Below are 13,575 nucleotides of genomic sequence, written 5' to 3' on the forward strand. Positions count from 1 at the left end.
TTCAGATCAGGTTTCAATGTTTGCACCAGCAAGTTAACCTGGTTCATGAGGGTTTCGTTGAAAGTTGTTGTTTTTTCCATGAAACCCTTTTCCTGTCTATCTTTTCAACTTTTTGTCCTGTACTTAGAAAAAACCTACCCCTGTGAGGAGACCCCCACTCGCTATTGCATCAAGACACGAAAGTATTATCAACGAGGTCTAAGGGCTAGGTCACTTATAGAGTCTGGATTTTAGCTTATTTCGTCGCCCCCCCAGCTTCGGAGCAGTAAAGTCAGAACAGGGAAAAGGTAAAAAATTATGTGTACCTCATGAGGCTAAAAACCGCTATATTTCTTTGTATAGCAGTCGCCAGGGCAGTTAGGACATGACAAAAGTCTCACACCCTTTGTAAGCGATGCAGAGGTGCGACCCGTGGCGAATTTAATTCTTAATGCGGAAAGCGCACCTAAGCGGTCTTGGGGGTTTCCCCCACTCGCTATTGCATCAAGAAGCGCAAGAGTTTGACTTCTGACAAATGACTTCTGACAAATGACTTCTGCTATAATCGGGAGCCTTTTGATTTGGAGGGCTAGATCAGGATAAAGTTAGAGAGTTAATGGATTCTACCGCTATGATGATTAATAAACGTTGCAGTGGAAGTAGGCGATTAATAGCAAATTCGACCTTGCCCCAGGCATTTGAGGATCGAGTTAACCGGACTCCAGATCAGGTTGCCATTGTTTTTGATGAGCTTCACCTGTCCTACACGCAGCTTGATGTTAAAGCTAATTACTTAGCTAACCTATTAATTCGTTCTGGTGTTGAACCACAAACTCCTATTGCCATTCAGATCGAGCGTTCGATTGAGTTAGTGATTGCTGTTCTTGCTGTCCTTAAAGCAGGTGCCATCTACGTTCCTCTAGACCCCCGTTTACCTTTAGCCCGAGCTCGTTGGATATTAGATGAAACAAGGGCACGAACGTTACTGACTCTCAGTACTTCAAAGCATCTAGATGGGATAAAAAATATTCAAACAATTAGAGTAGATGTCCATTTAGAAAAGGAGGATCCAGATAGTCCTGCTATAGATACGCAACCTGATCATCTCGCTCATATTATGTACACCTCAGGCTCGACAGGGCGTCCTAAGGGGGTCGCTATTACCCATCGAGCCATTTTAGAATTCGTTGCGGATCAGTGTTGGAAAGATGAGGTTCAGCAGCGGGTGCTATTTCACAGTTCTCTTGGCTTTGATATCTCAAATTATGAACTGTGGGTGCCTCTTTTACGATCTGGACAGTTAGTTATTGCCCCCTCTGGACCCTTGGATGTTTCTACTCTTCAGCAAGTTATCCAGAAGCAATCTATTACGTCTTTATTTTTAACTACTTCATTATTCAATCTGATTACTGAGGAAAATCCCACATGCCTCGCAGGTGTTCAACAAGTATGGATTGGTGGGGAACAAGCTTCAGTAGCTGCTATTGGGCGGATGTGGGATGCTTGCCCTGAGGTTACTGTGGTAAATGGTTATGGTCCCACAGAGACCACCACATATGTCACCCTTTATCCTATTGAAAGTCGGCCTCAGGGCAATCGAGTCCCGATCGGTAGACCGATGGAAAACACCCAGGTCTATGTACTTGATGAGCAGCTAAAACCTGTTCCTCCCGGTACACCAGGAGAAATCTATCTGGCAGGAACTGGCCTTGCACAAGGCTACTTTGGTCAACCGAGTTTAACATCTACAAGGTTCCTTGCTAATCCCTTTGGGTCACCAGGATCGCGGATGTATCGCACTGGTGATTTAGGAGTGTGGATGGACTCTGATCAGCTTGTCTGTCTTGGCCGCTCAGATCAACAAGTTAAAATCCGTGGCATTCGCATCGAACCTAGCGAAATTGAGGCGGAACTCCGCAATCATCCGGAGGTGGGTGAAGCAGTCGTTACAGTTCGTGAGGATTCGACCGGTGAAAAGCGATTGATTGCCTACCTACTTACCAAAACTACTGAATCACGGACGCAGAACATTCAGGGGGAACAACTGAAAACTTGGCGTCAAATCTATGACTCCCTCTACGACAACGATGGATCTTCTCCTTTGGGAGCAGATTTTTCAGGTTGGCACAGTAGCTATGACGGTTGTCCCATTCCCTTAGAACAGATGCAGGAATGGCAGGAGATGACACTGCGGGAGATTCGTGGTCTTCAGCCTCGGCGGATCTTGGAAATTGGAGTTGGTACTGGTTTGTTGCTAGCCCAATTGGCTCCTGAGTGTGAGTCTTATTGGGGAACTGATTTCTCGGCACCTTTAATTGAAAGGTTAGGTCATCAGGTTGCTCGTGACCCATCCCTAGCCGATCATGTAGAGCTTCGAGCTCAAAGTGCTGATGTCATCGAAGGGTTACCTCAGGAGTATTTCGATACTATAATTCTCAACTCCATCATTCAGTATTTTCCCAATGCTACCTATTTGCTGGATGTTCTCAACAAGGTCGCGGATTTACTAGTTCCGGGTGGTTGTATTTTCATTGGGGACATTCGGAACTTGCGTCTTTTGCACTGTTTCCACACTGAAGTTCAACTGCGAAGTGCTGACTTACACACTCTCAGCGCTCCGTCGTTACAAGCTGCTGTTGAACGTAGTGTAGTGATGGAAGAGGAACTATTAGTTGATCCAGAGTTTTTCCGAGCCTTAGGTCAACTACGATCAGACATTGATTATGTAGATGTGCGAGTTAAAGGGGGCTTACACCACAATGAAATGTCCCAGTATCGTTACAACGCTACCCTTCATAAACACTCAACCACAATAGAGAAAATACCGACTGTGGAGTGGCTTGTAATCACTTGGGGAGCAGAATTTACCACCCTTGAACAGTTGGTGGATTATCTCAAACAGGAGAGACCGTCCCACCTCAAATTAGTCAATGTACCCAACTGTCGTGTTACTCCTGCCCTGAAAGCCATAAAACAGTTGGATGCGGGCTATGATATTGAGGTTGTGCGAGATCATCTGTTGTCTGGAGACTCTACTGCGTGGAATCCAGAAGCGTTCTATAAGATTGGAGAGTTACTGGATTATCAAGTTTTTGTAACTTGGTCTACGATGAACCAGGGTCATCTTGACATCCTGTTGTGTGCCCAGAATGGTCAATTGAATCATGGTCAATTGGCTAACGTTAGGGTCTTCATGGCCCACAGTCTTCTTCATAACACTTCTGTTCATAATGATGGTGGACTTGGGGATCAGGGGGGATACGATTCCTTATTGGCTTATGTGAACTCTCCCTCTGTCTCATACCATGCAGGAGAGTTTCTAGAATCAGTGCGCACTCATGTCAGTGAGCGGTTACCTCAGTCTATGATGCCCACTGCCTTTGTCATTTTGGATACGTTCCCGTTAACTGTTAATGGCAAAGTTGATCATTCTGCTTTGCCTGCTCCCCGTATTGGTTCGACTCAGAATGGACGCGCCCCGAGAGATACTGTTGAAGAGCGCATGTGTGGTCTTTTCGCTCAAATTCTGGGTGTTACTCAAGTTACGATTGACGATAATTTTTTCGATCTGGGTGGACATTCTTTATCTGTGATGCGGTTATTAAGCCGTATCCGCTCATGCTTTGATGTGGAATTAGCGGTTGCCAATGTTTTTGCCTCGCCAACAGTTGCTGAGCTGGTCACACATCTAACCACAGCGGAGCGGGGACGACCTCAACTTATGCCTACGGACCGCCCCAGTGTTGTCCCCTTGTCTTTTGCTCAACAGCGTCTCTGGTTTGTCCATGCTCTTGATACTTCTAGTGTAATTTATAGTGTCCCGATCGCTTTTGAGCTTGCTGGCCCCATCAATCAAATTGCTATGGAGATGGCTTTACGTGACGTCATCCGCCGACATGATAGCTTACATACTGTCTTTCAGGAAATTAGTGGTGTACCACGCCAGATCCTCTTAGACCCGGGTCAGTTTCAATTAACCCTCACCCACACCTCTGTAGCAGAGCTCGATCAGAAGCTTCAGGCGAGTAGTCAGCGACCCTTTGACCTCAGTACTGAAATCCCAATCCGAGCGGAACTATTTGTCCTGGGAGATGATCAATGTGTCCTCCTCATTCTCCTACACCATATTACTTGTGATGGATGGTCCTTTGCCCCCCTATGGCGTGACCTTTCGGAGGCCTATGCCGCCCGTTCCAGGGGTCTCGTCCCTGACTGGACACCGCTACCTGTAAAGTATGCGGACTATACCCTATGGCAAAGACGACTACTTGGTCAAGATACCGAGCCAGATAGTATTGTTACTCGCCAACTTGCCTATTGGCGCAAAAACTTAGCGGATCTACCTGAGCTTGTGTCGCTTCCTGGAGATCGCCCCCGACCTGCTGTCCCTTCCTATAAAGGTGCTCTTGTTCCCTTTCGGTTAACCCCTGAGATCCATCATGGATTGATTGATCTGGCTCAGCAACAAGGAGCGAGTCTATTCATGGTGTTGCATGCTGGTCTTGCTGTCCTTTTAACTCGTCTGGGTGCAGGAACTGATCTTCCCATTGGTACTCCTGTGGCTAATCGCATGGATGACGCGCTTGAAGATTTGGTTGGGTTCTTTGTTAACTTGCTCGTTCTGCGGACGGATACCTCTGGGGACCCAAGTTTCTGCGATCTCTTAGACCGAATCCGGGATCTAGATCTTGCTGCTTATGCCCACCAAGATATTCCCTTTGAGTTGTTGGTCGAGAAACTTCGACCTGTAAGATCCATCACGCATCACCCATTCTTTGAGGTTTTGCTAGCCCTGCAGAGTGCGCCAGAAAATCAGCTCAACTTGTCAGGGGTCGAGATTGCTCGCAAACAGGTTCATTTGGGAACTTGTCGTTTTGATTTAGTGATGAATCTTGATGAGCACCGACATCAGGATGGGACACCGCTTGGAATTGATGGTTTGGTTGAGTATCGTACCGATTTGTACGATCGTCAGACGATTGAGGCTTTTATCGATCGCTTCTTAAGGCTCTTGACCGCAGCAATTGCTGACCCTAAACAGCGGATTAGTAGACTCAACCTTTTGAGTCCTGAGGAGCGCCATCAACTTTTGATCGAATGCAATTATACAGACTGCAGCATCAATTCACAACCTTTTCCCGACCTGTTCGAAGCCCAAGTTGCCCAAAGGCCTAAAGCCAACGCACTTGTATTTGGGGCTTTGCATCTGTCCTATCAAGATCTCAATGCTCGTGCCAACCAGCTAGCCCATGAACTGATCCATCAAGGAGTAGGTCCAGGCCAGACCATCGCTATCAATGTTCCACGATCCCCCGAATGGGTCATTGCTGTTGTAGCTGTACTCAAAGCAGGTGCAGCCTACTTGTCCCTAGATCCCTCTTACCCAGCCTCTCGCATCACATACATGTTGGAGGACGTCCAACCATGGCTGCTGATCACCACAACTGATAGTGTCATTAGTACTCCACAGCTCAATATTCCAAAACTACAGCTTGATCAGTTTCCCTGGCAGACTTCCCTTGGCGTCAGCAGTGAAAAACAGGATTCTCCATTACAGGCTAATATAGAAGACAATCAGCGCACTCAGCCGCTTCATGTGTCTGATCCAGCCTATATCATTTACACTTCAGGCTCTACAGGAAAACCCAAAGGAGTTGTGGTAACCCATGCCGGAATTTCGAGTATGGTGGCAACACAAATCAAGTACTTTGAGGTAACACCTGAGAGTCGCATCCTCCAGTTCTCTTCTTTGAGTTTTGACGGCGTAGTTTGGGAGCTGTGCAGTGCCCTATTGAATGGTGCTACCTTGGTGATGGCCCCTTCAGATCAGGTGCGGCCCGGTCCGGAATTGACACAATTGATCAGAGACTATCACGTTACCCATGCTGTCTTGCCGCCAGCAGTATTAATGGTGCTATCACCAGATAATATACCTTCCTTGACCCATCTCATTGTCTCAGGGGACGCTGCCTCAGGTGAGTTAGTACAACGGTGGTCTGTTGGGCGCTGCTTGATCAATGGTTATGGTCCCACTGAAACTACAGTGTGTGCTACCTTGAGTTCTCCCCTATCTGGTAATGGGATACCCCCCATTGGCAGACCGGTTATCAACGTTCGCTGTTATGTCCTCGATGACCAGTTGCAGCTTCTTCCCCCTGGAGTGATTGGTGAACTTTACGTATCTGGGCCTGGCTTAGCTTGTGGATATCTCAACCGACCTCAGCTGACGGCAGAAAGATTCGTCGCAAATCCCTTTAAGGGTATGGGAAGCCGTATGTATCGGACTGGCGATTTAGTTCGTTGGCGAAGCCACGGTGAGCTTGAGTTTGTAGGCAGAGCTGATAATCAGGTCAAGATTCGGGGTTTTCGGGTTGAATTGGGTGAAGTAGAAGCTGCGCTTACCCATTGTCCCTCAGTGTCAGATGCCCTCGCTATGGTTCGTGAGGATCGACCGGGCGAAAAATTCTTAGTAGCCTATGTGGTTGGTCAGGATTCTATCAATACTGATGCTCTCCGTGCCCACCTCGTTAATGATTTACCTCCATACTTGGTCCCCGCCGCTATTGTCCCTTTGAAGAAATTTCCCCTGACAGTGAACGGTAAAATAGATCGTAAGGCTCTACCAGCTCCAATGTTCACTTCTGTTGCTGAAGGGCGTGCCCCCAAAACTCCTACCCAGATTGGTTTATGTACTCTGTTTGCAGAACTGTTGGGTGTTGATCAAGTCACGATCGACGATCCGTTTTTTGCCCTTGGAGGTCACTCGTTGCTAGCCACACAATTAGTCAGTCAGATTCGGCAGCGTTTTGGGATAAGTTTGCCAGTGCAGACTGTATTCGAGCGACAGACGGTGGCTGACCTGGCAATAGTAGTAGATCAGGAAGCACCTATAGTTTCTACTTCAATTGACCTTGCTGCTGAAGTTGTTCTTAATCCGCAGATTGCTCCCGACCAGAGTCGCCCAGTCGAACTCGATCGGAATACGCACCCAGCCTCGGTGTTATTAACCGGAGCAACTGGCTTTTTGGGGGCATATTTGCTCCATGAACTTCTTAAGCAGACTGATGCTAATGTATTTTGCTTGGTGCGCTCCAACCACCATGAAGCTGCCTATAAACGCATCCATTCCACTCTCAACTCTTATCAATTATGGTCTGAATCTTGGCGATCGCGAATCATTCCAGTATGTGGTGATCTCTCCCAGCCGAGTTTAGGCTTATCCGCTGAGGAATTCACTAAGCTGACAGAATTAATTGATGCTATCTATCACAATGGTGCCCAGGTCAGTGCTATTGAACCCTATGCATACCTTAAACCAGCCAATGTATTGGGGACATCGGAGTTACTGGACCTTGCTGCGCGATGCCGCGTGAAGCCGTTGCACTTTGTTTCAACAGCTGCAGTGGCTGTAAGTTCTAAAGATAATCCTGATATAGTTTATGAGAATTGTAGACTTCGAGCAGATTCTGTATTACCCAGCGGATATGTCTCTAGTAAATGGGTCGCTGAAGAGTTAGTATGGGCGGCATCGGATCGTGGGCTCCCTGTAACTGTCCACCGCCCTGGACGAATTAGTGGTGATACTACTACTGGTATTGCGAGTACTGATGATATGTTCTGGCAAATAGTCAGGGCGATGGTTGTTCTACGGGTTGTCCCAGATCTCATTTATCAAGATTATGCCGCGATCGATCTAATTCCAGTTGATCACGTTGGACGTGCAATTGTCCATCTATCCCGTCATGAACAATCCATAGGTAAAGTGCATCACCTCACCTGTCCCACAACAGTCAAGCTAGATGTAGTTTTTAATGAACTCTCTGAATTGGGCTACCAGTTAACCACGGTATCCTACTCTGAATGGGTTAAGCAATTAGAACAGTATGTTGATCAAGCCCCAGAAGGCCACTCCCTAGCATCAGCCGCAGTCCTTAGTCGTACATTGCCCAAGCTCATAGAACTCAGTCAAATCTGCTTCGACCAAAGCAACACCTTAACCGGCCTAGCCGAAGCACCATTTAAGTTTCCTTGCATCGATCGTCATCTTGTCCGTCGATACCTCACTTATTTCATCAACTCTAAATTCTTCCCTCAAATAACTCATATAGGAAAGTAAACATGACAAATCCTTTTGCAGACCATTCAAGGGACTACTGGGTATTATGCAATGCCGAAGGTCAATACTCTCTATGGCCCACCTCCCTTGAAATTCCTAAAGGCTGGCAAACCGCTTTCGGCCCCGAGAGTTGGCAAAATTGCCTTGACAACGTTGAGAAAAACTGGACTGACATGCGCCCACTCAGCCTGTTAGGTCAACGAGACTGTCCTGTGCCTTACCCTTTTCGAGAATATTTTGCCCTTGACATGGATCCAATCTACACCAGTCTGCAACAATGGGATGAGATGCTACGAATCAGTGTTCCCTATGGGGATGATGCCTGGTTAGCCTCCAGTTACAAACATGTCAAGTGTGTCATGCACGATACACGTTTTAGCAGAGAAACAACTAAGTATGATGAGGCTCGCTTAACACCAATACCGATCCGCACGAGTGTATTGGGGATGGATCCTCCAGACCATAAACGATTACGTGAGGCTTTAGCCGCAGCTCTCACCCCTCGTCATGTTGAGCAAATGAAGCCTTGGATCAGCAATATGACGGAGCAACTGATTGATGACTTGGTGGCTCAGGGACCCCCTGCGGATCTAGTTGAGCAATTTGCTTTACCGTTTACTGGACACATCACTTGCGAACTCATGGGTATTCCCCTAGAAGATCGTCCCCAATTCAAAGCATGGTGTGATGGATTTTCCTCCACTTCATCTTTGACCCAAGAGGAAGTAGAAGTTCGTATGCAGGCAATGTATGCCTATATTACTGAGCTTGTAGGGCGACGACGGGAATCTCCAAGTGATGATATTATTAGTAAATTACTGCGACCTGAGGATAAGCGCCTGGAGCTATCAGAAATTGAACTCATTGACCTTGCCACCATCCTATTACTCGCAGGGTATGATTCAACGGGCATGGAACTTGCAAATGCGATCTTTGTGCTCTTAACCCACCCAGAACAGACCCAACTCATGCGAGAACAACCCAAGCTGATGCCTCAGGCTGTCCAGGAATTGCTTCGATATATTCCCATTGACGCCCATGTTACTTTTGCTCGCTACGCCACCGAGGAGGTTGAGGTTGGTAATACGCTTGTTCGTGCTGGTGATGCAATTTTAGCGTCTTTCCCCTCTGCCAATCATGATCCTGCCCTGTTTGAAGATCCGCACACATTCAATATCATGCGACCTCGCAAACCGAACTTTGGCTTAGGAACTGGTATACACAGCTGTGCTGGTAAGCTCCTAGCTATTGTGGAACTGGAGGTTGCACTCTCTGTCTTGATTAGACGTCTGCCTACTTTACGCTTAGCCATTCCAGCTGAAGAAGTGCCATGGCAACCTGGCTCTCTGTTGCGCAGTACTTTAAAGTTACCTGCTGAGTGGTAACTGATTCCATTGCATTAGAAAAATTTATCCGTCCTTCATCTCCTAAATTGGAGTGTTTTCTTATGAGTTCAACGATCGCCGTTTCTGAATATGCCAGTGATAGTTTTAGCAAGGCTGATACTCGGGCCTATGATGACCTGCCAATTTTCGCCTCAAACTATTATTCACGAGAAGCGAGTTATATTGATATTGCCTGTGACAAACTACATCGAGCCTGTGATGGATTAGCCTTCCCAGCACAGCGTCGGGATACCATAGTTGCCTTCCTCCGCAAACTCGGTACCCCATGGGGTGACGCTGTAGCTAGTGCTCCGCAGCATTTTTCTAATGTATCTGTTGAGGGGATGCCCTTCGAACTCTCCCTTGCCTGGAGCAATGGTCGGGGCAATGAATTACGGATGTCTTTTGAAGTCCTTCATAGTCCCCATAGCTTGAGTAACAATCTTGAGGCTGCGCGTCGATTTGTGCGAGAGCTGCCCAGTATTCCTGAATTGGCTCGGGATCTCTCCATTGAGAACTATCTTCTAATTGAAGATTTAGTCACTGCTCCCGATCCAACCGATTTCATCACTCCCATGGGGCAAGGTGTCGCTTGGCTGTCTGACAGACCAAATCCTGTGATGAAAACCTACCTTAATCTCAATATTGCTGGTTTTGAATCTGGGCCTGAGCGAACTAAGGAAGCCATGACGAGGTTAGGGGCAGGCCCTGCCTGGCAATCACTTTGTTCCTACCTCACCAGCCTGGGGGTGTCGGTTGTTCCCCTCTTCCTAGCCCTCGATCTGGCCCATTCAGACCATCCCAGACTCAAGATTTATTTGCCCCATACGGGGGTTGATGCTGGGATGATCGATAAACAGGCAGAAATTGCTCAAACCCATGTTAGGGGGAAATTTGAGGAGGCATTACTAGAAATTACTGGACACACGACACCAGACTGGCGGAAAGTCCCTGTTACTTGCTATACCCTCGTTCCAGGGGAATATCACCCCGTTGCGGCGACCCTTTATGTTCCGCTCAATCCTAATATTGAAAATGATGCAATCGCCCAGGAACGGGTCTGTGCCTTTTCCCGATCTCAAGGAGTTGACCCCTCACCCTACGAGTCATTACTGAAGGCAATCTCTGATCAGCCACTCTCTCAATTATCAACCCATAATTTCGTAGCCTATCGACCAGGCAAAGATCCGCGCTTTTCAGTTTATCTTGCACCAGGAGTCTATAAACGGTCATAAACTCTAGCCAAAAGACATGGGGATTGCCAGGGTACGTTAGCACTGGTAACACTTGCACTGGAAATACTTTGGGAGCAAGGGTGTACAAGGACAGGGGTTCAAACCGATAAATTGCAATGGGAAAACTACAAGGTAAGGTTGCTATTATTACGGGTGGTTCGCGAGGCATTGGACGAGCCATAGCAGAGCGGCTGGCTAAGGATGGAGCGGCAATAATGCTGACCTACTTACGAAACCAAGCCCTTGCTGAAGAGGTTGTTGCTCAGATTGAAACCCAGGGGGGACAGGCTAGAGCTATGGCGGTTGAGCTAGCTCAGCCTGCTGATATTGAACGACTCTTCGAGATGACTGAGGCCGCATGGCAACGAATTGACATTCTCGTTAATAGTGCGGCTGAGCTACAGACTGGTAGCATTGAAGCACTTTCAATTCATGATTGGCAGCGGGTATTGGCAGTTAATTCTACAGCTCCTTTTCTCACAATCCAGCAGGCGGCTCGCCGTTTAAGCGCCCATGGCCGTATTGTCAATGTTTCTACAATCAACACAGTCTTGGCGGAACCCGGCATTGCGGCCTATGCTGCAAGTAAAGGAGCTCTAGAACAACTGACCCGTGTCGCTGCATGGGAATTGGCCGATCGAGGAATTACGGTCAATTCCGTATCACCGGGACCCACAGATACAGACTTGCTTCGGACAGGTAATCCAGCTGAAGTTTTGGAGCAAGCCATTGCGATGACCCCTTTAGGGCGCCTCGGGCAACCTAAAGATATTGCCGACGTAGTGGCCTTTCTTGTTGGGGATGACGCACGTTGGATAACAGGACAAAATTTGAGGGTTACAGGAGGGCTCATCTAAGCGATCTTTTCCAGGACTTTACTGACACACAGGACTTTACTAACACATAGATCTTTAACAAATAGGGGAGGCAAGAGGGGTCGAAATTCCCCACCAGTCGCAGGGATGGGTAATTTTGACCCCTCAAGACCTTGAAGATTTATCACAAAGTAGATATAATATAATTCTTGCAGAAGTCATGAGATAGGAGACAGCAGACAGAAAACAGTAACAATAATTGACGAAAACAGTATCAAAAAAATACTTTTGCAAGAGGTCTAATGATATGAGGTCGAGAATTGAGGGTAACGTTTTGGTCGAAATAAATCGGTGGTTCCCCAGTTCCAAAACCTGTTCTAATTGTCATTACCGAATCAACGAGCTGCCACTAGATGTGAGACTTGGACTTGCCCATATTTGCGTAACTCACCATGATAGAGATGGTAATGCACCAAAGAACATTAGAGGAGCAAGGTTTCAGGATGCTATCCTCCTCTGGGACGGGAGAGGTCAACTAAGGGTGGAGAAGGAGTAAGACCAAAACTTGGACGTCCGTCTAAGTTGAGGTGCGACCCGTGGCGAATTTAATTCGCCGAACGCGCCCCGCGTCTCCTACGGAGAACCGAAAGCGCACCTTCGGCATTCTTCCGTGTTCCCGTAGCGTGGCCTACGGCCAAGCTAGAAACCCCAACTTACTTCGTTTAAGTAAGTTGGGGTAGTTCACGGGTCTACTTGAACATGACCAGTACAATAATTAGAGGTTCCTATTTATCTTCAATGAATCTGCATCGGGGGCATAAAGCCCCCGATGCAGATTCATTGAAGTAATCAATAACAATAGCTTTGCCAAAGGAGGAACTCAATCTTGGGTTAAAGTCAAGCGGACTTGAGTTAGCAACTCAGTTTACCCCTGAAAAACAAATCTACGAAGCCCATGACAGAAATTCGTATTGCTCCTCAGATCGATTAGAAACTTACCAATCTTTCTCGCTTTTCTTCTTCACCACAACAATTACTGGTTGAGCATTTTCTGCAACCTCACCACTCTCTTTCAATTCTTCAATGACTTTAGCAATCCTCTTAAAAAGCTTACCCTCACCATATTGCAAATCCTTAATATCATCTTTCTTTGCCGATCCCATTTCTAGGATAATGGTGTTTTCTTTCTGAAGTGTACTCATGGAAGTTCTCCTAACTAAATTTTAGCAAGCTTTATCAAAAGTTAGATCGTGCCCAGCTCCGCCCTTGTAAAAAACTTCAAAGTGATGTAATGAACATTCCAAAAACTTTTGAAGAACTCAAATCCTTTTTGGATTCAATATAATAGCGATTACATTGACGCATTACATCGAAGTTAACGATAGACCAGAAACCAAACTAAAATTTCATCAACTTAGACATACTCTTGGAATAGTTCTTTCCGAAATCCTTAATCCAACCATTTTTCTTCTTACGATTGGACTTCTCATGGCGCTCCTTATAGAGCGTTGTCGCCTCGTCGAGACGCTTTGCTTGTTTAAACATAGCCTTCTCAAGAGGCTTTAAAGCTGCTGCCTGCTTCTTCTTCTTCTTTTTCTTGCTCTTCTTACTTGTAGATCCAGACAAGAGCTCAGGTGTTCCTCCAAAAGAATCTTCACTGCGTAAAATGACAGCGCTCTTAATTTCATTATCAGCCATAACTCTTAAGTTCCTAGATTGATTTAAGTACTACCACTAATTTTATAGCATAAAACCTCACCGGTCAATAATTAAACTGACGTGAGTAGCTGAGGTGGTGACATGAGCCCCAAAAAGCTTACTCTATAAGGCTTTGATGCCAATGGGCTCATGGAAGATACAGTCGGAAATTAACCCTCAAGTCATTGTCTTGATGCAAAGCGCGAGTGGGGGAAACCCCCTGTTCCGAAGCTGCATCGCTTAATGGCAAGCTCAAACCCTTATAACTACGTCCAAAGTCAGCCCAAAACAGAATGTATATTTTAGGTGCGCTTGACCGTGGCGAATTAAATTCGCCACGGTCAAGC

General features: G+C 46.7%; 9 protein-coding genes. 6 read left to right on the forward strand and 3 right to left on the reverse strand.

Annotation, left to right across the window (positions count from 1 at the left end):
• Window positions 1-664: 664 nt before the first annotated feature.
• The 6 genes from F6K37_RS17860 (at window position 665) to F6K37_RS17885 (ending at window position 12,270) form a co-directional block, all read left to right on the forward strand.
• Window positions 665-8,095, forward strand: coding sequence for a non-ribosomal peptide synthetase (locus tag F6K37_RS17860; RefSeq protein WP_287251423.1), 7,431 nt, complete (start codon window positions 665-667; stop codon window positions 8,093-8,095).
• Window positions 8,096-8,097: 2 nt separating this feature from the next.
• Window positions 8,098-9,480: a cytochrome P450 gene (locus F6K37_RS17865; RefSeq protein WP_287251424.1), complete on the forward strand. Its 1,383-nt coding sequence runs from the start codon at window positions 8,098-8,100 to the stop codon at window positions 9,478-9,480.
• Between the two features lie 62 nt (window positions 9,481-9,542).
• Window positions 9,543-10,715 (forward strand): tryptophan dimethylallyltransferase family protein, encoded by a 1,173-nt coding sequence (locus F6K37_RS17870; protein ID WP_287251425.1) that lies wholly within the window; start codon window positions 9,543-9,545, stop codon window positions 10,713-10,715.
• A gap of 116 nt (window positions 10,716-10,831) precedes the next feature.
• A complete protein-coding gene (locus F6K37_RS17875) occupies window positions 10,832-11,572 on the forward strand; it encodes a glucose 1-dehydrogenase (RefSeq protein ID WP_287251426.1) in 741 nt (246 codons plus the stop codon).
• A 265-nt stretch (window positions 11,573-11,837) separates the two neighbouring features.
• Window positions 11,838-12,086 (forward strand): zinc ribbon domain-containing protein, encoded by a 249-nt coding sequence (locus F6K37_RS17880; RefSeq protein ID WP_287251427.1) that lies wholly within the window; start codon window positions 11,838-11,840, stop codon window positions 12,084-12,086.
• A gap of 40 nt (window positions 12,087-12,126) precedes the next feature.
• Complete coding sequence (locus tag F6K37_RS17885) at window positions 12,127-12,270, forward strand: hypothetical protein (RefSeq protein WP_287251428.1); 144 nt, start codon at window positions 12,127-12,129, stop codon at window positions 12,268-12,270.
• Window positions 12,271-12,525: 255 nt separating this feature from the next.
• Here F6K37_RS17885 and F6K37_RS17890 read toward each other — a convergent pair whose 3' ends face one another.
• The 3 genes from F6K37_RS17890 to F6K37_RS17900 all read right to left on the reverse strand — a co-directional run.
• The gene (locus F6K37_RS17890; RefSeq protein WP_287251429.1) at window positions 12,526-12,732 is read right to left on the reverse strand and encodes a DUF6200 domain-containing protein; all 207 of its coding nucleotides are present in this window, start codon (window positions 12,730-12,732) and stop codon (window positions 12,526-12,528) included.
• A gap of 196 nt (window positions 12,733-12,928) precedes the next feature.
• Window positions 12,929-13,228, reverse strand: a complete 300-nt coding sequence (locus tag F6K37_RS17895; protein ID WP_287251430.1) for a DUF6312 domain-containing protein — start codon at window positions 13,226-13,228, stop codon at window positions 12,929-12,931.
• 148 nt (window positions 13,229-13,376) lie between these two features.
• On the reverse strand, window positions 13,377-13,575 hold a 199-nt coding region (locus F6K37_RS17900), incomplete at its 5' end, for a hypothetical protein (RefSeq protein WP_287251431.1).

Source organism: Moorena sp. SIO4E2, from assembly GCF_010671945.1.
Lineage (GTDB): Bacteria > Cyanobacteriota > Cyanobacteriia > Cyanobacteriales > Coleofasciculaceae > Moorena > Moorena producens.